Below are 19,779 nucleotides of genomic sequence, written 5' to 3' on the forward strand. Positions count from 1 at the left end.
CCCGCCTCCCCTTTATGTCTCGATTTATGTATCAAATTACCTAAGTGCCGGGGCCGCCGCAATCCCCTCAGGCGGACAGGCGCTCGATCGCGTCCGAGATCCGGCGGGCGTCCCAGCCGGCGGCGAGGGCGAGCGACAGCAGCACGCGCGCCTTGGCCGGGTCGAGCGCGCCCGCGCCGATCAGACCCCGTCCCAGCAGGTCGCTCTCGGAGCCGGGGAAGGCGTAGGTGTCGCGGAACCCCTCTCCGGCGCCCGTCCGGGACGCGAGGACGACCGGCATCGACCCCGCGAGCCGGGCCGCCTCGTCGGCCATCCGGTGCGGCAGGTGACCCGCGCCGAACGCGGCGATCACGGCCCCCGCGTAGCCGAGCTCGGGGAGGCGGGACAGGAGGCGGCCGTCGTCCCCGAGCGCGGCCGTGACGAGCGCGACCGGCGGCGGCTCCGCGACCGGCGGCGCGACGACCCGCACCCGCCGCGCGGGACGCAGCGGCATCCGGACACGTTCCTCGGCGACCCAGCCGATCGGCCCGGCCCCCGCGCCGCCGAACGCCGACGGCCGCGAGGTGTGGCCCTTGCGCACGAACCGCGCCGCGTGGATCTCGTCGTTCAGCACCACGACGGTCCCGGCGCCGGCGGCGGCCCCGCTCGCGGCGACCCGCACCGCGGCCAGCAGGTTCGCCGGACCGTCCGCGCCCGGCATGTCCGGGTTGCGCATCGCGCCGGTCACCACGACGGGGCGGTCCGAACCGCACAGCAGGTCGAGGGCGAACGCGGTCTCTTCGAGCGTGTCGGTGCCCTGGGTGACGACCACGCCGTCCACGCCGTCCCGGCCGTCGAGCAGTTCCCCCGCCCGCGCGGCGACCGCCGTGATGTCGCCGAGCCGCAACTCCGCCCCCGGCACGGGGCGCACGGCGTCGAAGCCGATGTCGGCGACGGACGCGAGCGCGGGGACCCCGGCCACCAGCGCGCGGGCGTCGAGCTCCGGCCGGACGCCCCGCCCCGGCTCCCGCCCGGTCATCGCGATCGTGCCGCCCAGCGCGAGCACATGGACCCTGCTTCTCGTCCTGACGGGCGTCATGGCGGGCACCTCCTGCGGGCCGCGTCCGGGCCGCCCCTTGACGGCCCCGGGGCACCTGGTTAGCTTTTAGGTATCAAGATACATAAAGACGTACATGAATGGGAGGCGAAGGTGGTCTGCTGGCCGTTGCCCGTGATCCACGAGATGAGCGAACGACAGGAGGACTTCGTCCCGCCGAACCTCAGCCCGCGCGGGCTCCGGCTGAACCCGGTGGAACTGGCCGGCGGCGTGTACGCGCTGATGGCCAACCGGATCCCCAAGGACAACAACGGGCTCATCGTCGGCGACGACGCCGCGATGGTGATCGACTCCGGCATCACCCCGGGCGTCGGCCGCTACCTCCAGGAGGTCGTCGCGGAGCTCACCGGCAAGCCCGTCCGGTACCTGGCCAACACCACCTTCCACGGCGACCACACGTTCGGGAACTCCGCGTTCGGCGACGACGTCACGCTGGTCTCTTCGCGGCTGAACAAGGCGTCCATGGCGTCGATCTCGCTGGAGCACGAGAAGGAGCTGCGGCTCAGCAGCATGTACGGCGACGACGGCCTGGACGACGTCGTCACCTGGCGGCAGCCGGACATCGTGTTCGACCGGTTCTGCGAGATCGACCTCGGCGGGCGCGTCGTCCACCTGTGGCACTTCGGGCCCGGCAACGGATCGGGCGACACCGTCGTGCACGTCCCGGACGCGAAGGTGGCGTGGGTCGGCAACTTCCTGCGCCACCACGGCATCCCGCCGATGCTGCTGGCGGGCGACCCGGTCGGCTACGCCCGCTCGATCCAGGCGCTGAAGGCCGCGATCCGGGTGGACACGCTCGTTCCCGGGCACGGGCCGCTCGCCGCCGCCGAGCCCGGCATCAGCTGGCACCTGCACTACCTGCACCATGTGGCGTCCTCGGTCGCGCGGCTGCGCGACGCGGGCGCGAGCGTGGAGAAGGCGCTCGACGAGGTCGCGCTGGACGACCCGCTGCCGCTGGCGGACGTCGTCCCCGGCGCGGGCCCCGCGGAGGCGGACCGGTTCGCCGCGCTCGTCCGGTCCAACCACCGGCTGAACGTCCTGCTCACCTACCGCTGGCTCGCGGGGACGTCCGCCATAGGCCAGGTGAACTGACATGCGGATCGAGAACACCTTCACCGTGCCCGTCCCGGTGGAGGAGGCGTGGGCCGTCCTGCTCGACGTCGAGCGGGTCGCGCCCTGCATGCCCGGCGCGACGCTCGAATCGGTGGACGGCGACGTCTTCACCGGCCGCGTCAAGGCCAAGGTCGGGCCGGTCACCCTCACCTACAAGGGGCGCGCCGAGTTCACGTCCCGCGACCCCGCGTCCCATACGGCGACGCTCACCGCCAGGGGCAAGGACGCGCGCGGCGCGGGCACCGCCGCCGCCACGGTCACCATGCGTCTCGCCGCCGGGGAGGGGGCGACCCGGGTCGAGGTGCTCACCGACCTCGACATCACCGGGAAGCCAGCGCAGCTCGGCCGCGGCGTCATCGCCGACGTCGGCGACAAGATCATCGGCCAGTTCGCGGACGCGCTGGCCGCACAACTCGCCGCCGAGACGCCCGAGATCTCCGAGACCCCCGAACGCCCCGAGCCCGTGGAGCGGGCGCGGGCCGGCGACTCGATCGACGTGCTCGGGCTCGCGGGCGGGTCGCTGCTGCGGCGCGTCCTCGCGGCGCTCGCGCGCCCGTTCCGCCGCCGCACCGCCGAGGAGAGGAGCACCCCATGACCTCCGGAACGACCGTCACCGAAGTGCGGACGGACTTCCTGTCCATCCCGCTCGACCGGCCGCTCGTCACCGCGGCCTTCCCGATCCCCGCGATCGACACGGCGCTGGTGCGGGTGCGGACGCGGGACGGGCACGAGGGCGTCGCGTGGAGCTTCGCGTTCGGGCAGGGACGGGTCGCGTCCCTCGTCCAGTTCATCGAGGACCTCGGCGAGACGCTGGTGGGCGAGGACGCCCTCGCCCGCGAGGCGCACTGGGGGTGGATGGCGGGCGCGTCCGGGTTCATCGGCCGCAGCGGCGTCGCCGCCCTCGCGATGTCCGCGCTGGACACCGCCTGCTGGGACGTCGCGGGCCAGGCCGCCGGCCTGCCCGTGCACCGGCTCCTCGGCGGGTTCCGCACCAGGATCGAGACCTACGCCAGCCAGGGCCTGTGGCTCGACCGGACGGTCGACGAGCTGGCGGCGGAGGCCCGCGACCTGGTCGACCAGGGCTTCCGCGCGGTCAAGATGCGGGCCGGGCTCCCCGACCCCTACGAGGACGTCCTGCGCGTCCAGGTCGTGCGCGAGGCCGTCGGCCCGGACGTGAAGCTGATGGTGGACGCCAACCAGGCGTGGGACCTCAAGCGGACGCTCCACATGGCCCGGCTGTTCGCCGAGCACGACGTCTTCTGGCTGGAGGAGCCCATCCCCCACGGCCGGGTGGACGACTACACGGCCGCCGCCGCGGGGACGCCCATGCCGCTGTGCACGGGCGAGTCCAACTACTTCAAGGACGAGCTGCTGACGCTCGCCCGCGCCAGGGCGGCCGACTACGTCATGCCCGACCTGATGCGCATGGGCGGCGTCACCGAGTGGATGAAGGCAGCGCACGTCTGCGAGGCGTTCGGGCTGCCCGTCACGCCGCACCTGTTCATGGAGCACTCGGCGCACCTCGCCTGCGCCGCGCCGAACGCGGTGTGGCAGGAGTACCAGCCCTGGTGGCAGCCGATCATGGAGGAGCCGATCACCGTGCGCGACGGGCACATCGAGCTGTCCGGCGAGCCGGGGTTCGGGATCCGGCTGTCGGAGCCCGCCGTCGCGAAGTACCGGATCTGAGGGACGCCCCGTGGCCTACCTCGACCTCGTGATCTCCGGCGGCACCGTCGTCACCGCCACGGGACGCCGCCGCGCCGACGTCGCCGTCCGCGGCGGCCGCGTCACCGGCCTCAGCGGCGGCGGCCTGACGGCGCGGCGGCGGGTGGACGCCTCCGGGCTCCTCGTGCTGCCCGGCGGCGTCGACACCCACGTCCACCTCATGGACCCCGGCGCCACCGACCGGGAGGACTTCCCGCACGGCACCCGCGCCGCGGCCGCCGCCGGGACGACGACGATCATCGAGCACGCGCACGGCGGGCCGGTCCGGACCGCCGGTGACCTCGCGGCGAAGACCGCCCATCTGGCCGGCCGCGCCAACGTCGACTTCGCGCTCGCGGCGCACGCCTGGCCGGGCGCCGAGCGGGAGGTCCGGCCACTGTGGGAGGCGGGCGCCGCCTTCTTCAAGGTCTTCACGTGCACCACGCACGGCGTGCCGGGGCACGACGCCGCCGCGCTGCGGCGGCATCTGCGCACGGCCGCCGAGACGGGCGCGGTCAGCCTGCTGCACTGCGAGGACGAGTCGCTGACCGAGTCCGCCGGGGAGGTGCTGCGCGCGGAGGGCCGCGACGACGGCGGGATCGTCCCGCAGTGGCGCGAGCGCGCGGCGGAGGTCGTCGCCGCGCTGGTCGCGGGCGTGCTCGTCCGCAAGGCGGGGGCGCGCGCGGCCGTCGCCCACGTCAGCCATCCGGAGGTCGCCGCGTACCTCGCGCGGGAGCGCGCGGGCGGCGCCCGGCTGTTCGCCGAGACCTGCCCGCAGTACCTGCTGCTCCGCGAGGACGAGGTCCTGGAGCACGGCCCGTTCCGCAAGTTCACGCCGCCCGCCCGCGCCCACTGCGACGCCGACGAGGAGGAGATGTGGCGGCTGCTGCGCGACGGGACGCTCACGCACGTCTCGTCCGACCACGCGCCGTCGACGCGGGAGCAGAAGACGTCCGGCGGGATCTGGGACGTCCACTTCGGGCTGCCGGGCCTGGACACGACGATGCCCGCGCTCCTCGACGCCGCCGCACGCCAGCTCATCTCCTACGAGGACGTGGCGCGCCTCTACGCGGAGGTCCCGGCCCGGCTGTACGGGCTGTGGCCGCGTAAGGGCCGCGTGGCGCCGGGCTCGGACGCCGACCTCGTGCTCGTGGACCCGTCGCGGACATGGACGGTCCGCGACACCGGCGTCCACTCCAAGGCCGGCTGGACGCCCTACGACGGTCGCGCCTTCACCGGCCGGGTGGTCCAGACCTACCTGCGCGGCGAGCTCGTCGCCGAGGACGGGGAGCCCGCCGACGCCCGCACCGGGCGCTTCCTTCCCGGCCCCGGCCTGCGGCCCGGATGAGGCGCGGCGCGCGCTCTGCGGCGCGGCGCGGCGCTCCGGGCTAGGCTTCCGGCATGACGAACCTCCCCGAACCCGCCGGAACCCCCGGCCCGCCGGAGATGCGCGCCGGTGATGCGGACCGCGAGCGGGTCGCGCAGGTGCTGCGCGACGCGGCCGGTGACGGGCGGCTGACCCTGGCGGAGCTGGACGAGCGCCTGGACGCGGTGTACGCGGCCAAGACGTACGCGGATCTGGAGCCGATCACCCGCGACCTGCCCGCGCCCGGAGCGGCGGCGCCCGCCCCGCTGCCCACGGGGACGGCCGCGGACTGGCGCCCGCTGGAGAGCGCGCCGTCCTGGAAGACCGGGATCGGCATCATGAGCGGGTTCAACCGGACCGGCGTGTGGAACGTGCCCCGCAGGTTCCGCGCGTTCGCGTTCTGGGGCGGCGGCAAGATCGACCTGCGCGAGGCGCGGTTCAATGAGCCGGTCACGACGATCCGCGCCCTGGCGATCATGGGCGGCTGCGAGGTCATCGTGCCGGACGACATCACCGTCCACGTCAAGGGCCTCGGGATCATGGGCGGGTTCGACAACCGGGCCAGCGGCCCCGGCGCGCCGGGCTCGCCGACGGTCGTCGTCAAGGGGTTCGCGTTCTGGGGCGGCGTCGGCGTGAAGCGCCGCAAGTCCAGCAGGCAGAAGCGGCGCGAGAAGGAACTGAACCGCCCCGAGGACGACTAGGAGCGCGCGGTCACCCCGCTCGATTGAACCGCTTCCACGGGCGCGCCCGCTCGTAGGCGGCGCACGCGGCCATGACCAGCGCGTCGGCGTGCCGCGCGCCGACGACCTGGAGCCCGATGGGCAGGCCCGCGGAGGTGAAGCCGCACGGCAGGCTCGCCGCGGGCTGCTGGGTCATGTTGAACGGGTAGGTGAACGGGGTCCAGCTCGTCCAGCGGCGCGAGGCCGACCCCGCCGGGACCTCGACGCCCGCCTCGAACGCGGCGATCGGCATCGTCGGGGTGAGCAGCAGGTCGTACCGCTCGTGGAACAGGCCCATGCGTTGGCCCAGGTCCATGCGGCGGGCCGTGGCGGTGAGGTATTCGACGGCCGAGTACCGCGCGCCCTGCTCGCAGATCTCCCGCAGCCCCGGATCGAGCTTCGCGCGGGCCTCGGGCGACAGCTTCTCGACCACCTTGGCGGCGCCCGCGAACCACAGCACCTCGAACTCCTCGACCGGGTCGGTGAAGCCCGGATCTGCCTGCTCGACCTTCGCGCCCAGCTCGGTGAACACCTCGGCGGCGGCCGCGACGGACGCCGCGATCTCCGGATCGACCTTCGCGAACCCGAGGTCGGGGCTGAACGCGACGCGCAGGCCGGTCAGGTCGTCGGGACCGGCCTCGCTGAACACGACGTCCGGCGGGGGCAGCGCCGACCAGTCGCGGCCGTCGGCGGCGGAGACCGCGTCGAGCAGCAGCGCCGCGTCCGCGACCGTGTTGGTCATCGGGCCGGTGTGCGCGAGCGTCCCGAACGCGCTCGCCGGGTAGTGCGGGATGCGGCCGTAGGTCGGCTTGATCGTGAAGGTGCCGGTGAACGCGGCGGGGATGCGGACCGAGCCGCCGCCGTCGGTGCCGAGCGCGAGCGGCGCCATGCCCGCCGCGACCGCCGCCGCCGCGCCGCCGGACGACCCCCCGGGCGTGCGGGAGGTGTCCCACGGGTTGCGGGTGACGCCGTCGACGGGGTTGTCGGTCACGCCCTTCCACGCGAACTCGGGCGTGGTCGTCTTCCCGACGAACACCGCGCCCTGCTCGCGCAGCCGGGCGACGGCCGGGGAATCCTCGTCCCAGGGGCCGGACGGGTCGGCGGTCGCGGAGCCGCGCAGCGTCGGCCAGCCGCGGGTGAGCAGGATGTCCTTGATCGAGACGGGCACGCCGTCCAGCGGGCCGAGCGTGGCGCCGCGCCGGCGCCGGTCGGCGGCGTCGCGGGCCATGGCGAGGGTGGTCTCCGCGTCGACGAGGCAGAACGCGTTGATCTTCGGGTCGTCCCGCTCGATCCGGGCGAGGACGGCCTCGGCGGCCTCGACCGGCGAGAGCGTCCCGGCCTCGTACGCCTCGATCAGTTCGGTCGCGGTCAGGTCGGCCGCGTCGGTCATGGCATCCCCCTCTGGTCAGACCCGGTTCAGGACCCGACGTAGCCGAGCCGCTTGTCCACGACGTTGCGCAGCGGGCGGCCCGCCACGTGGCGGCCGAGGTTGTCGGCGAACAGCCGGACCAGCTCGTCGCGCCAGCCGACGACGTCGCCCGACATGTGCGGCGAGACGATCACGTTGGGCATGGCCCACAGGGGCGACGACTCCGGGAGCGGCTCGTCCTCGAACACGTCGAGCGCCGCGCCCGCGATGCGGCCGTCGCGCAGCGCCTTGACCAGGTCGGCCTCCGCCACCAGCGCGCCGCGGCCCACGTTGATCAGCCGCGCGGACGGCCGCATCCGGTCCAGCGCCGCGGCGTCGATCATGCCGCGGGTCTGCGGTGTGAGCGGCGCGGCCAGCACGACGTAGTCGGCGGCGGCGAGCGCCTCGTCCATCCGCTCCATCGGGTGGACGGTGCCGAGGTCGGGATCGGCGTCGCGGGCGGTGCGGCCGAGCCCGGAGACCGCCAGGCCCGCGGCGGACAGCCGGCGGCCGATCGCGCGGCCGATCGGTCCGGTGCCCGCGACCAGCGCGCGGGCGCCGGTGATCCCCTCGGTCTCGCGGTGCCGCCAGCGCCGCTCCCCCTGCAGCCGGACGGTCGTGTGCAGGTCCTTGGCGAACGTGAGCACCAGCCCGAGGACGTACTCCGCGATCGGCTCGTCGAAGACCCCGCGCGAGTTGGTGACCACGGCGTCGCCCTCGATCAGGCCGGGGAACATCAGGCGCTCGACCCCGGCGCTCGCGATGTGCACCCAGCCCGGACCGCCGCTTGAAGGCCAGGCGCCGGCGACGGCGTCGGAGAGGAAGTCCCACATGAAGAAGACGTCCGCGCCGGGAAGGGCCTCGGCGAGCTCCGGCTCGCGCACGTACCGGACGCGCGCGAGCCGCTCCACCTCGGCCATGCCGGGCGGCATCACGTCCCCCGTCAGCACCACCACGTCGGGCGGCCCGCCGGGTGCGGGCGGAACATGCTCCATCGGCGCCACTTCCAGGCTCTGTGCGGTGTTTTACACGAAGGCATCTCGGGGAGGCATTGACACGCTAGGAAGCGTTCGTAGGATTGTCAACAATCAGCACGGTGCACCTCGGCCCTGGTCACCGCACTGAGACGTGTGCTGCAAGACCGTCGCAACCGCTGCCCATGCAAGGCCAGGACGGATCCCAGAGCGCTCTAACAGCTCCCCAGGGAGCCAAACACGGAGAGTCCTTTCGGGTGGCGACGCCTTCGCCCACCCCTGTGCACGGGGAGGTCCAGCATGCCCAAGCTCATGACCATCACACTGGAGCGCCGCGGCGTCTCGTGCGTCGCGGAACTGCTGGAGAAGGACGCGCCGCGGACCTGTGAGGCCGTCTGGCGAGCCCTGCCCCTCGGTGGCGACGCCTACCACGCCAAGTACGCCCGCAACGAGGTCTACACGATGATCGAGCGGTTCGCCGAGGAGGAGGTCGGCCTGGAGAACCCCACGGTCACCCCCATCCCGGGCGACGTCGTCTACTTCTCGTTCGCCGGCGGCATGCTCGACCGGCGGTTCAAGGAGGAGAAGGGCATCCACGCGCTGCCCGGCGTCATCGACCTCGCGATCTTCTACGGGCGCAACAACCTGCTGCTGAACGGGGACGTGGGCTGGGTCCCCGGCAACGTGTACGCGACGATCGTCGACGGCCTCGACCGGATGGCCGAGGCGTGCAACGACGTCTGGCGCTCCGGCGGAGCCGGCGAACGCCTGGTCTACAGCCGTGCGGACTCTTAGAGCGGTGGCCGCGCAGATGACATTCGACCCCACGCTGGTCGTCGGCCCCGAGCTGCTCGCCCAGCACGGCATCGGCGTGGTCGCGCCGTTCGACTTCGCCCTCGACCGCGAGCTCTGGCGGTGGACGCCCGACGACGTGTCGCTGTACATGACCCGGCTGCCGTACGTACCGGTGCCGGTGACGGTCGAGATGGCCTCCGCGCTGTCGGACCAGTCGATCGTCCGGCAGGCCACCCGGGACGTGCTGGCGCCCGAGCCGCTCGCCGTCGCCTACGCCTGCGCCTCGGGCAGCTTCATCCGCGGCAAGGCGGGCGAGATCCAGCTGAACCAGTCGATGCTGTCGGCGGGGGCGCCGGTCTCGACGACGACGTCCGGCGCGCTGGTGGAGTCGCTGGCGCTGCTCAACGTCAACCGGATCGCGGTCGTCACCCCCTACATCGACGCGGTCACCGAGCGGCTGGTGTCGTTCCTGAACGAGTACGGCATCGAGGTCGTGTCGTCGGTCGGGATGGGGCTGCTCAGCCACATCTGGAAGGTCGGCTACGGCGAGATCGTCTCGGCCGTCTCGTCGGTCGACGGGCCGGAGGCGGAGGCCGTCTACATCAGCTGCACGAACGTGCCGACCTACGACATCATCGCGCCGCTGGAACAGATGATCGGCAAGCCGGTCCTCACCGCCAACCAGGTCACGATGTGCACGGCGCTGCGCGCGATGGGCCGCTCCGCGGCCGGTCCCGGGCAGTCGCTGGTACAGCTGGCGCCGTCCACGGCGGCCTGACCGCCCCGAGCGTTAGGATTGCTGATTCCATGCACCAGAACGTGTTGAGCGCGGGTTTCCTGTACCCCGGCTACAGCGCCGAGGACGACTACCCGGCCATCGAGCGCCTCCTGGGCGAGGTGCGCCTTCCGGTCGTCCACACGCTGATGCGCGAGGACGCCCACCGTATCGACGCGCTGCTGGACATCGGCGGCGACGACGTCCTGGGCGACGGCGCCCGCGCGCTGCGCGAAATGAACGTCCGGGCGGCCGTGTGGGCCTGCACCAGCGGGAGCTTCGTGTTCGGCTGGGACGGCGCCGAGCAGCAGGTCAGGGGTGTCGCCGAGGCGGCGGGCGTGCCGGCGTCCAGCACCTCGTTCGCGTTCGTGAACGCGGCGCGCGCGCTCGGCGTGACCAGGGTCGCGGTCGCCGCGACGTACCCGACCGACGTCGCCGAGCGGTTCGTCGGGTTCCTCGGCCACGCGGGCATCGAGGTCGTGGCGCTGTCCTGCCGCGGCATCATCACCGCCGCCGAGGTCGGCACGCTCGGCCGCGCCGAGGTGCTCGCGTTCGTGGCCGCCAACGACCATCCGGACGCCGAGGCGGTGCTGGTGCCCGACACCGCGCTGCACACCGTGTCCTGGCTGGACGAGCTCGAGGCGCGGATCGGCAAGCCGGTCCTGACCGCCAACCAGGTGAGCGTGTGGGAGGGGCTGCGGCTCGCCGCCGGGCCCGGGGGGATCCCGCCGCGCACCGGGCTGGGCCGGCTGTTCGCCGTCCCCGCCCCCGACCCCAGCGTCCCCGCCGGCGCCGCCGGGCCGGTCTCCGAGCGGGGACGGCGTACCTGACAGATGACGAAAGGGGCCCGCGGCATGGGCCGTTTGGGTGAGCTGGAACCTGTCCCCCGCAAGTCGACCGTGGAGCTCGTCTCGGACGAGCTGCGCTCGGCGATCATGTACGGGTCGCTGGAACCCGGCGCGCAGCTCGGCGAGGCCGAGCTGGCGGGCCGGCTCGGCATCAGCCGGGGCCCGCTGCGCGAGGCGATGCAGCGGCTCGTCCAGGAGGGCCTGCTGGTCAGCGAGCCGCACCGCGGGCTGTTCGTGATCACGCTGGACGAGGGCGACGTCGAGGACGTCTACCTCGCCCGGCTCGCGATCGAGCGCGAGGCCTGCCAGCTGATCATGGAGCGGAACCGCGGGGAGGCGGTGGCCCGGCTCACCGACGCGCTGGACGCCCTGGTCGAGGCCGCGAGCCAGCGCGACCGGGTCGCGATGAGCGACGCCGACCAGGCCTTCCACGAGGTGCTCGTCAGCTCGTCGGGCAGCCACCGGCTGGAGCGGATGGCGCACACCCTGCTGGTGGAGACCCGGATGTGCCTGAACGCGCTGCAGGACACCTATCCGGAGCCGTCCGAGCTGGTCGAGGAGCACCGGCGGCTGGTCGACGCGATCGGCGACGGGGAGGAGGAGCGGCTGCTGACCCTCATCGAGGAGCACATGACCGACTCGATCGACCGGCTCCGCGTGCCCTGACACGCGCATTTCCGGATAAGCAGGGCCCGCGCTTTACATCGTGGCCACCGGCCACCTACATTGCAGATTGTCGACAATCTACCGGACGGACCGGAGGCGCCGCATGGCACAGCTGTCACCCCTGCTCAAGCAGGCCACCCCCGTCCTGGCCGAGCGCGGCGAGGGCGTCTACCTTTACGACACCGACGGCCGCCGGCATCTGGACTTCACCGCGGGCATCGGAGTCGTCAACACCGGCCACTGCCACCCGCGCGTGGTCGAGGCGGCGCAGAAGCAGGTCGGGACGCTGATCCACGGGCAGTACACGACGGTCATGCACGAGCCGCTGCTGCGGCTCACCGAGGCGCTCGGCGAGGTGCTGCCCGAGGGCCTCGACTCGCTCTTCTACCTCAACAGCGGCAGCGAGGCCGTCGAGGCGGCCATCCGGCTGGCCCGGCACGCCACCGGGCGGCAGAACATCGTCGTCTTCCACGGCTCCTTCCACGGCCGGACGATGGGCGCCGCCGCGCTGACCACGGCGGGCACGAAGTTCCGCGCCGGGATCGGCCCGCTGATGCCCGGCGCCGCGATCGCCCCGTTCCCGCAGGCGTTCCGGTACGGCTGGTCCGAGGAGGAGGCGACCCGGTTCGCGCTGCGCGAGCTCGACTACCTGCTCGTCACCGCGTCCCCCGCCTCCGACACCGCCGCTTTCGTCGTGGAACCCGTGCTCGGCGAGGGCGGCTACATTCCCGCGCCGCCCGCGTTCCTGGACGGCCTGCGCGAGCGCGCCGACCGGCACGGCATCCTGCTGATCATGGACGAGGTGCAGACCGGCTTCGGCCGGACCGGCCGCTTCTGGGGCCACGAGCACGCCGCCGCGGCACGCCCCGACGTCGTGATCACCGCCAAGGGCCTGGCCAGCGGGTTCCCGCTGTCGGCGATCGCCGCGCCCGCCGCGCTGATGGAGAAGGCGCGTCCCGGCTCGCAGGGCGGCACCTACGGCGGCAACGCGGTCTCCTGCGCCGCCGCGCTCGCGACGCTGCGGGTCATCCAGGACGAAGACCTCGTCGGCAACTCGGCCCGGCAGGGCGCCCGGCTGAGCGACGGGCTGCGCAAGGTCGCCGCCGACCATCCGGCGATCGGGGACGTCCGCGGACTCGGGCTGATGCAGGCCAGCGAGTTCACCACCCCGGAGGGCGAACCCGACGCCGAGACGGCGCAGCGCGCGCACAAGGCCGCCGCCGAGCGCGGGCTGCTGCTGCTGACCTGCGGCGCGTACGGCAACGTCGTCCGGATGATCCCGCCGCTGATCGTCAATGAGGAGCAGATCGACGAAGGACTCCGCCTCTGGTCGGCCGCCGTGGCGGACGCCGTCAGCTGACCAATCAGGCCTGGGCTACGGCGCCCTCCTTGAGGAGGGTCTCGGCGTCGTCGAAGCCGAGGTCGTCCAGGACGGCACGGGTCTGGCCCCCGGGCAGGACGGGAACACCGTCGGTCTCGGCCCGGGTGCGGGAAAAGCGCGGGGCCGGTGCGGGCTGGCACCGGCCCCCCAGCTCTGGGAACACCTCGCGGGAGGTGTTCCACGGGTGCTCGGTGGCCTCGGTCATGGAGAGGACCGGGGCCACGCAGGCGTCGCTCGGGACGAAGATCTCCGCCCATTCGTCGCGGGTCCTCGTCCGGAACAGGGCGGCGAACCGGTCGCGCAGCACGGGCCAGCCCGCCCGGTCGTGCTGGCCGGGCAGGTCTTCGCCGTCGAGGCCGGCGAGGCGCAGGAACTCGGCGTAGAACTGGGGCTCGATGGCGCCGACGGCCATGTGGCGCCCGTCGGACGTCTCGTACACGTCGTACCAGGGCGCGCCGGTGTCGAGCATGTTGACGCCGCGCCGGTCCTCCCAGAGGCCCCCGGCGAGGAAGCCGTGGATGAACGTGGACAGGTGAGCGGTGCCGTCCACGATGGCGGCGTCGACGACCTGGCCGTGCCCGCTCGTCCTCGACTCCAGCAGCGCGGACAGGATCCCGACGACGAGGTACATGCTGCCGCCCGCGAAGTCGCCGAGCAGGTTCATCGGGACCTGCGGCGGGCCGTCCGCGCGGCCGATGGCGTGCAGCGCGCCGGTGATGGCGATGTAGCCGACGTCGTGCCCGGCGGTCGGCGCGAGGGGGCCCTCCTGGCCCCAGCCGGTCATCCGCCCGTAGACGAGCCGGGGGTTGCGGGCGAGGCAGTCGTCCGGGCCGATGCCGAGCCGCTCGGTGACGCCGGGCCGGAACCCTTCGAGGAGGACGTCGGACTTCTCGACCAGGCGGAGCACGACCTCCCGGCCGCGCTCGCTCTTGAGGTCGATCGCGATGGAGCGCTTGCCGCGGTTGGTGAAGTCGGTGCCGCCGGTGGCCTCGCCGTCCCGGACCGCGGACGCGCGGTCCACCCGGATGACGTCGGCGCCGAGGTCGGCCAGCAGCATCGCGGCGAACGGCCCGGGCCCGATCCCGGCCAGCTCGATCACCCGCACTCCGGAGAGGGGCCCGTTGCCCATCAGCGACTCCCTGAATCTCGTTCGGCCTCCCAGTGTGCCCGATCCGGGTAAGTGCGTCCTGACCCAGGGCGGGTTTCAGCGGGCGGTGACGGTGACCGGGGAGGTACGGGCGCCGGGCGCGACGAGGAGGCGGTGCTTCGTGGTGGACCGGTCGACGCCTTCGGCGTGCGGGACGAGCCCGCGCCCGGCGGCGGCCAGGTAGTACCAGCGGCCGGACGGCGACTTCCACCAGGTCCCGCTGACCGGACGGCGCGCGTCGCACGGTCCCGTGGCCCGGTCCTTCGTGCCGAGGAGCGTGGCACGCGCGGTGGTGCCGCCGCCGATCTGGGTGAGGCGGGTGCAGACCCAGTCGGCGTGCTTGCCGCCGTGCGGGATCGTCCCCGACCAGAAGTTCCACGCCATCGCCTCGGCGACCGGCCGCGCAGGGTCGGTCTGGCAGGCGAGCCGGTTCCAGATCTTCTTGCCTTCGGGGCCGAGCCGGGCCGGGCGCTCCGTCCGGGCGGGGCGGTAGTCGGGCGAGTGGTAGGTGAGGACGGTGGCGCGCGGTCCGCCGAGGTCGCCGACCGTCCTCTCGCCGACGTGGAAGAGCGGGCCGCGGCCGCAGCCGGTGTCCGCGCGGGCCGGGGCGGTCACGCCGGACGACGTCGCGAGCCGCTCCCCCGCCAGGGTCTCGGGCGCCGCGTCCCAGGGCGCGAGGAGGTAGCGGCCGCCGCCGAGCGCGATCGGGGCGGACGGGTCGGTCCCGGCGGCCGTGACGTCGAGGCCGCCGCCGGGCGTGTAGAGGGCGATCCGGTCGCCGAGCCGCAGCACCGCGAGGGGCCCGCCGCCGGCGCGGCCCGCGTAGAGGAGCTGCGGGGCGCCGCCGGAGCGGCGGGCCGCGCGCTCGCCGGGCGCGGCCTCCCATGCGGCGGCGGCGCGCCGGGTGAACGCGCGGTCGCCGGCGAGGTCGCCGCGCGGCGGCCAGGCGTCGAGGGTGCGGCTGCGGGTCCAGGCGTCCGGCGCGGCGGACACCAGGCGCGGCTCCCGGGCCGCGGGCTCGTCGTCGCCGCCGGTCAGCACCAGGGCGGCGACGAGCGCGGCCGTGAGGACGGCGGCGACGGCGAGCGGCGCCGCGGACCGGGTCCGGACGGGACGCAGCGCGGACTCGAACCGGCCGGAGCGCCGGGCGGACGGCGGCGGCACCTCCTCCGCGGCCCGGATCTTCGGCCACGGGTCGCGGACGCGCAGCTCGACCAGCTGGTCCCGGACGGCGTACGGGGGCAGGCCCTGCATGTGGCGCAGGACGTAGGCGACCCGCACGTGCGGGTCGAGCCTGGCCAGCATCGCGGTGAGCGCGGGATCGGGCAGCTGCGCGGGCAGCGCGCGCAGCCAGGGCCCGAGGCCGATCCGCAGCCGCCGGGACGGGCGCATCGCGCGGCGCAGCACGCGGGTGCGGCGGCGGGCCAGCCCGGCGGGCGAGCGGTCCCGGGCGCCGCGCGCGGTGCCGTCCACGATCCGGCGCGCGATCGCCAGCCGGTAGACGCGCTTTCCCGTCCCCGGCAGAACGAAATACGCCATCCGGACAAGGTCCCCATATGCCGATTTCGTGGTCGGTGTTTCCGTTCGCGGATCCGCAAGCACGTCTTCCGTCACGGCAGACCACTCCTTCTGAGCCGTTCCTTCGTAGCGGAGCTTGAGGTTAAGCCGCACGAGAACGCGCATGAAGCGGAATTGGGAGAACGATTAATCGGCCCATTGAAATGGCATTCGATTTCTTCGCGGGCGCGGCGCGCGAGCCCGACGCGGCGGAACGGGCCGCGCGGCCGTTCACGCGAGAGGCACCTCGCCCCTTTCGTCCCCGTACTACGCTGTTGACCTCCGGGGGAACCTCCCCGGGCCGCAGCACATCGAAAGATCGCGCCCCCGCCGCGCCCCAGGACGAGCAACGGACAAGGACTTCCCGATCCATGAGCCCCCACCCATGAACGAGGACGTTCCGGGCTACCGGGTGCTGGAGCAGGTCGGCGAGGGCGGCTTCAGCGTCGTGTACCGCGCGCACCAGGAGCACCTCGACCGGATGGTCGCGCTGAAGGTCCTGTCGATCGGGTCCGTCGACGACGCGGCGATGCGGCGCTTCCAGCGGGAGAGCAAGATCACCGGACGGCTGTCCGGCCATCCGAACATCGTGACCGTGCTGGACACCGGCACCACCCGCGCCGGGCGCCCCTACATCGCGATGGAGTACTTCGAGCACGGCGCGCTCACCGACCGGCTCGCCCGCGAGGGCCCGCTGCCGGTCGCGGACGTGCTGCGCATCGGGGTGAAGATGGCGGGCGCGCTCGCCGCCACCCACGAGACCGACGTCCTGCACCGCGACGTCAAGCCGCAGAACGTGCTGCTGTCGCGGTACGGGGAGCCGGCGCTCGCCGACTTCGGCATCGCGCGGCTGGTCGACACCTTCGACGCCACCCACACGCAGGCGTTCACGCCGCACCACGCCGCGCCGGAGGTGCTGGAGGGGCGGCCGCCGGGCGTCGGCGCCGACATCTACTCGCTCGGCTCGACCCTGTACCAGCTCCTCGCCGACCGGCCCGCGTTCAAGGGCCCGCCCGGCGAGGGCATCGCGCTGCTGATGCTGCGGATCCTGAACGACCCGCCGCCGCCGATCCCGCGGCCGGACGTCCCGCCGCAGGTCTCCGACGTCATCGCCCGCGCCATGGCGAAGACGCCCGAGCAGCGGTTCGCGACCGCCGTCGAGTTCGCGCAGGCGCTCCAGGGGGTGCAGGCGGAGCTGGGCCTGCCGGTCACCGACGTCGCGCACAGCGGCGGATCGGTGCTGCCGGCACCGCGCCCGGACGGCGGCGGTGGCGGTACGGGCACCGGGTCACCGTCCTCGGGGTTCTCCTCGTCCGGCTCCGCCTCCGGGCCGGGGGCGCGGCTGTCGTTCCCGGACGCGTCCGGGCCGCCGCTCGTCCCCGAGTGGGCGCCGACCGCGGTCGGGCCGTCCACCCCGCCCGTCGCGCCGCGGCGCCCGGAACCGCCCGCGCCCGCGCCGCCGTCGCCCTGGCATCCCGGCGCGACCCCGCCGCACCCACCCGGCGCGGTGCTCCCGCAGCGCGTCCCGGCGCCGCAGCGGCCCGCCGACCCGTGGGCGAGCAGCGCCAACACGACACCGCACACCACGCCGCACGCGAACCCGCAGCAGCTCACCGGGGACGAGCCCGGCGACGGCCCCCGCCGCGGCCTCATCGTCGCGGCGGGCGTCGCGCTCGTCGGCGGGCTGGCCCTCGGCATCGGGGCGCTCGCCCTGAGCGGCGGCGGCACGGAGGAGCGGCACCCGGCCGACGGTTCGCCGGGGCCGTCCTCACCGGCCCCGCAGGGGAACGCGACGGGCGTCCCGGCGGAGCCGATCACGCGCGCGCAGCTCGCGGCGGCCCGCCCCCGCAAGCTGGTCGCCAGGCCGGTCGGGCGGACGGCCGCGCTCATCTGGACGCTGCCCCCGGCGGCCCGGGAACTGCCGCTGCTCATCCAGCAGCAGCCCGCGGGCAGCACCCCGATCGTGGCGGTCAAGGCCGGCTCCCGGTCGGCGACCGTGCCGGGCCTGCGGCCGAAGACCGCCTACTGCTTCAAGGTCGGCGCGGTGCTGCGGCTCAACGACGGCAGGGCACCGGACGTGTCCTGGTCCGCACCCGCGTGCGTCAACAAGGCGAAGAAGCAGGGGGCCTAGCGGCACTTCCACACGGGGACCCCGGCGAAGTCCGTCCAGTCGCCCGGCGTGTTCACCAGGTAGCCGATGACGTACCCGATCTTCCCGCTGTAGGTGATCTTGGCGTACATGTCGCCGGTGAGGTTGGAGTCCCTGGGGTGCGTGTAGCCCGCGCCCCTCTCCTGGCAGTGCACGGTGACCATCTCGCCGTTGTTGTCGTTCATCGTGGCGACGGTCGAGTTGCTGTTGGCGTCGGCGACGCTCCTGACGTATCCGTTGGAGTTCCCGTTGCGCTCGACGGGATACCGGGTCGCCGGGCCGGTCAGGTTCGCCGCCCGGGTCGCGCCGGGTCCCGTGCCTGCACCGTTCACGGCGGCGACCTCGAAGGTGTAGGAGCCGTTCGTCCAGATCTCGCTGAGGGTCACTGACGTGGCCGAGACCGTCTTGCTTCCGGGGACGGGGCCGTCCCAGGTGAGCTTGTAGGCGGCCGGCCCGGTGCCGGGCGGGGGCGTCCACGAGAGCCTCGCGCCGCCCGCGGTCGCCTGCGCCGTCAGGCCGGTCGGCGCGCCCGGCGTCACGCACGGCCGGGCGGGATCGCTGGGCGCCGAGACTCCTTCGCGTGTCCGGCCCCGGGAGTCCTTGTAGCGGACGGCGACGCGGAACCGGTACTCGCGGTCGCAGGCGCCGCCCGCCACCGTGAACGTGAACGGGCCCGCGCCCGCCGTGATCGCCGCCGGGGCGGCCGACAGCCCGGCCGGGAGGTCCTTCAGCAGGTAGCCGATGATCCCCTCGCCCTGCGAGGGCTGGAAGTCGACGCGCATCGTCCCCGATCCGGGCGTGACCGACACGTTGGACGGCGGTGCCGGCGGCTCCCCGGGGCGCGGCGGCGGCGGTGACGCGGACGGCGGCCGCTGGGGCGGCGGGGCGTCCCCGTCGCCCGGCAGCGGGATCGGATGGCGCCTGGGGCCGCCCGCGACCCGGTCCTTGTACTTGTCGATGCCCCGGTGCGCGCCCTGCCGGTCGATGACGACGGCGTGCGGCCCGGACGGGTCGTTGGCCCAGAGCAGCCCGTCGCGGACGAACACGTCCAGCGGGGCGGGCCGTCCCGTCACCGGGATCGGGCGCTGGAACCGGTTGGCGGCGGAGTCGTACACGATCAGCGCCCCGGCCGTCTCGTCCGGGATGTAGACCTTCGCGCCGAGCATCTGCGGCGGCCGGTACCGGTGCTTCGGCATCGCCAGCCGCGTGCTGGAGTACCGCCCGGTGCCGGTGTCGACGGTCACCAGCGACCCGGTCCCGGGCACCAGCAGCGGGACGATCTTGCCCTCGGTGTGCGCGGGCGCGAGCACGCCGCCGCGCCCGGCCTGCCGCACGGTCGTCGGCAGGCTGACCGTGAGGTGCGCCCCGGACGGCTTGACGACCGTGGCGGTCGCGGCGGTGGAGTCGGTGACGACGGGATCCCCGGCCGCGATGGTCAGCGCCAGGCCGTCGCCGGGCGCGCCGACCTTCACGGGCGGCTGGAGCCGCCCGTCCTTGAACGCCGACACCTCGCCCTTCTGCGACACCGGAACCCACAGCGAGCCCTGCGCGTCGATCCCGGCCTGCCCGAGGATCGGCGGCAGCGCGGCGGACGCGCCGACCGGGGCCAGCCCGACCGGGTCGATCTGCTGCACGACGCCCTTGACGGAGTCGACCGTGTACGCCTTGCCCGACCCGGCGAGGACCTGGATGCCCCTGCCGAGCGGGCGGCTCCCGGAGACGTTCAGCTGGGACGGGTCGAGGCGGCTGACCACGCCCGTGTCCAGGTCGACGAGCAGCACGGTGGCGCCGTCCTGGACGATCTTGATGTTGTGGCCGCGCATCTGCGGGATCACGCCGGTCTTGCCGTCCACCTTGCCCGCCGGGCCGTTGACGTGCACGACCAGGCCCTTGCTCTTCGCGCTCAGCCAGGCCCCGACGTCCGCGATGCGGTACGTGGCGCTCGCGACGCCGACCCCGTACACGGCGGCGGCGATCCCCAGCACGCCGACCAGGCCCACAGCGACCTGTCCCGTCAGCCGGTCACGCCGGAACAGTGCCCCCACACTCGCCACCCGTGATCACCTTCCCCGTTGAACCGG

17 protein-coding genes are annotated in these 19,779 nt (G+C 74.0%); 11 read left to right on the forward strand and 6 right to left on the reverse strand.

What is annotated here, in order from left to right:
- Positions 1-67: 67 nt before the first annotated feature.
- On the reverse strand, positions 68-1,078 hold the full coding sequence (locus ACH34S_RS16280; RefSeq protein ID WP_395953481.1) for an asparaginase: 1,011 nt from the start codon (positions 1,076-1,078) through the stop codon (positions 68-70).
- Positions 1,079-1,222: 144 nt separating this feature from the next.
- Here ACH34S_RS16280 and ACH34S_RS16285 point away from each other — a divergent pair, with 144 nt between their 5' ends.
- From ACH34S_RS16285 to ACH34S_RS16305, 5 genes are read left to right on the forward strand one after another with little or no spacing between them, the layout of a single operon-like run.
- Entirely contained in the window at positions 1,223-2,188 is a 966-nt protein-coding gene (locus ACH34S_RS16285) for an MBL fold metallo-hydrolase (protein WP_395953482.1), read from the forward strand.
- A gap of 1 nt (position 2,189) precedes the next feature.
- A complete protein-coding gene (locus tag ACH34S_RS16290; RefSeq protein ID WP_395953483.1) occupies positions 2,190-2,804 on the forward strand; it encodes an SRPBCC family protein in 615 nt (204 codons plus the stop codon).
- Positions 2,801-3,895 carry a mandelate racemase/muconate lactonizing enzyme family protein gene (locus ACH34S_RS16295; RefSeq protein ID WP_395953484.1) on the forward strand — a complete coding sequence of 365 codons (1,095 nt, stop codon included), beginning with the start codon at positions 2,801-2,803 and terminating at the stop codon, positions 3,893-3,895. The genes ACH34S_RS16290 and ACH34S_RS16295 overlap by 4 nt, the downstream gene beginning before the upstream one ends.
- A gap of 10 nt (positions 3,896-3,905) precedes the next feature.
- Entirely contained in the window at positions 3,906-5,261 is a 1,356-nt protein-coding gene (locus ACH34S_RS16300; RefSeq protein WP_395953485.1) for a dihydroorotase family protein, read from the forward strand.
- A gap of 53 nt (positions 5,262-5,314) precedes the next feature.
- A complete protein-coding gene (locus ACH34S_RS16305; protein ID WP_395953486.1) occupies positions 5,315-5,980 on the forward strand; it encodes a DUF1707 domain-containing protein in 666 nt (221 codons plus the stop codon).
- Positions 5,981-5,990: 10 nt separating this feature from the next.
- Here the strand turns inward: ACH34S_RS16305 and ACH34S_RS16310 are convergent, their stop codons facing one another.
- Positions 5,991-7,388, reverse strand: a complete 1,398-nt coding sequence (locus ACH34S_RS16310; protein WP_395953487.1) for an amidase — start codon at positions 7,386-7,388, stop codon at positions 5,991-5,993.
- A 26-nt stretch (positions 7,389-7,414) separates the two neighbouring features.
- Positions 7,415-8,401, reverse strand: a complete 987-nt coding sequence (locus ACH34S_RS16315) for a D-2-hydroxyacid dehydrogenase (protein ID WP_395953488.1) — start codon at positions 8,399-8,401, stop codon at positions 7,415-7,417.
- A 291-nt stretch (positions 8,402-8,692) separates the two neighbouring features.
- Here ACH34S_RS16315 and ACH34S_RS16320 point away from each other — a divergent pair, with 291 nt between their 5' ends.
- The 5 genes from ACH34S_RS16320 to ACH34S_RS16340 all read left to right on the forward strand — a co-directional run bounded on the left by ACH34S_RS16320 (position 8,693) and on the right by ACH34S_RS16340 (position 12,824).
- On the forward strand, positions 8,693-9,175 hold the full coding sequence (locus tag ACH34S_RS16320; protein WP_395953969.1) for a DUF3830 family protein: 483 nt from the start codon (positions 8,693-8,695) through the stop codon (positions 9,173-9,175).
- Between the two features lie 16 nt (positions 9,176-9,191).
- A complete protein-coding gene (locus ACH34S_RS16325) occupies positions 9,192-9,953 on the forward strand; it encodes an Asp/Glu racemase (protein WP_395953489.1) in 762 nt (253 codons plus the stop codon).
- Between the two features lie 41 nt (positions 9,954-9,994).
- Positions 9,995-10,780, forward strand: a complete 786-nt coding sequence (locus tag ACH34S_RS16330) for a maleate cis-trans isomerase (RefSeq protein ID WP_395953970.1) — start codon at positions 9,995-9,997, stop codon at positions 10,778-10,780.
- 24 nt (positions 10,781-10,804) lie between these two features.
- Complete coding sequence (locus ACH34S_RS16335) at positions 10,805-11,464, forward strand: GntR family transcriptional regulator (protein ID WP_395953490.1); 660 nt, start codon at positions 10,805-10,807, stop codon at positions 11,462-11,464.
- Positions 11,465-11,567: 103 nt separating this feature from the next.
- On the forward strand, positions 11,568-12,824 hold the full coding sequence (locus ACH34S_RS16340; protein WP_395953491.1) for an aspartate aminotransferase family protein: 1,257 nt from the start codon (positions 11,568-11,570) through the stop codon (positions 12,822-12,824).
- Positions 12,825-12,828: 4 nt separating this feature from the next.
- On the opposite strand, the gene ACH34S_RS16345 is transcribed toward ACH34S_RS16340, so the two are convergent.
- Complete coding sequence (locus ACH34S_RS16345) at positions 12,829-13,974, reverse strand: CaiB/BaiF CoA transferase family protein (RefSeq protein ID WP_395953492.1); 1,146 nt, start codon at positions 13,972-13,974, stop codon at positions 12,829-12,831.
- Between the two features lie 75 nt (positions 13,975-14,049).
- Positions 14,050-15,531: a hypothetical protein gene (locus ACH34S_RS16350; protein ID WP_395953493.1), complete on the reverse strand. Its 1,482-nt coding sequence runs from the start codon at positions 15,529-15,531 to the stop codon at positions 14,050-14,052.
- Positions 15,532-15,934: 403 nt separating this feature from the next.
- Here ACH34S_RS16350 and ACH34S_RS16355 point away from each other — a divergent pair, with 403 nt between their 5' ends.
- Complete coding sequence (locus tag ACH34S_RS16355) at positions 15,935-17,680, forward strand: protein kinase (RefSeq protein WP_395953494.1); 1,746 nt, start codon at positions 15,935-15,937, stop codon at positions 17,678-17,680.
- On the opposite strand, the gene ACH34S_RS16360 is transcribed toward ACH34S_RS16355, so the two are convergent.
- Positions 17,677-19,752: a fibronectin type III domain-containing protein gene (locus tag ACH34S_RS16360; RefSeq protein WP_395953495.1), complete on the reverse strand. Its 2,076-nt coding sequence runs from the start codon at positions 19,750-19,752 to the stop codon at positions 17,677-17,679. The genes ACH34S_RS16355 and ACH34S_RS16360 overlap by 4 nt on opposite strands.
- Positions 19,753-19,779 lie beyond the last annotated feature (27 nt).

Origin of the sequence: Actinomadura sp. 3N508 (assembly GCF_044326375.1) — a bacterium.
Taxonomy (GTDB): domain Bacteria; phylum Actinomycetota; class Actinomycetes; order Streptosporangiales; family Streptosporangiaceae; genus Spirillospora.

Bases quoted from the DNA above. Each gene is read 5' to 3' on its own strand.
- ACH34S_RS16320 (WP_395953969.1), top strand. From the start codon at position 8,693: ATGACCATCACACTGGAGCGCCGCGGCGTCTCGTGCGTCGCGGAACTG.
- ACH34S_RS16335 (WP_395953490.1), top strand. From the start codon at position 10,805: ATGGGCCGTTTGGGTGAGCTGGAACCTGTCCCCCGCAAGTCGACCGTG.
- ACH34S_RS16340 (WP_395953491.1), top strand. From the start codon at position 11,568: ATGGCACAGCTGTCACCCCTGCTCAAGCAGGCCACCCCCGTCCTGGCC.
- ACH34S_RS16280 (WP_395953481.1), bottom strand. From the start codon at position 1,078: ATGACGCCCGTCAGGACGAGAAGCAGGGTCCATGTGCTCGCGCTGGGC.
- ACH34S_RS16290 (WP_395953483.1), top strand. From the start codon at position 2,190: ATGCGGATCGAGAACACCTTCACCGTGCCCGTCCCGGTGGAGGAGGCG.
- ACH34S_RS16295 (WP_395953484.1), top strand. From the start codon at position 2,801: ATGACCTCCGGAACGACCGTCACCGAAGTGCGGACGGACTTCCTGTCC.
- ACH34S_RS16325 (WP_395953489.1), top strand. From the start codon at position 9,192: ATGACATTCGACCCCACGCTGGTCGTCGGCCCCGAGCTGCTCGCCCAG.
- ACH34S_RS16285 (WP_395953482.1), top strand. From the start codon at position 1,223: ATGAGCGAACGACAGGAGGACTTCGTCCCGCCGAACCTCAGCCCGCGC.
- ACH34S_RS16345 (WP_395953492.1), bottom strand. From the start codon at position 13,974: ATGGGCAACGGGCCCCTCTCCGGAGTGCGGGTGATCGAGCTGGCCGGG.
- ACH34S_RS16315 (WP_395953488.1), bottom strand. From the start codon at position 8,401: ATGGAGCATGTTCCGCCCGCACCCGGCGGGCCGCCCGACGTGGTGGTG.
- ACH34S_RS16310 (WP_395953487.1), bottom strand. From the start codon at position 7,388: ATGACCGACGCGGCCGACCTGACCGCGACCGAACTGATCGAGGCGTAC.
- ACH34S_RS16305 (WP_395953486.1), top strand. From the start codon at position 5,315: ATGACGAACCTCCCCGAACCCGCCGGAACCCCCGGCCCGCCGGAGATG.
- ACH34S_RS16355 (WP_395953494.1), top strand. From the start codon at position 15,935: ATGAACGAGGACGTTCCGGGCTACCGGGTGCTGGAGCAGGTCGGCGAG.
- ACH34S_RS16350 (WP_395953493.1), bottom strand. From the start codon at position 15,531: ATGGCGTATTTCGTTCTGCCGGGGACGGGAAAGCGCGTCTACCGGCTG.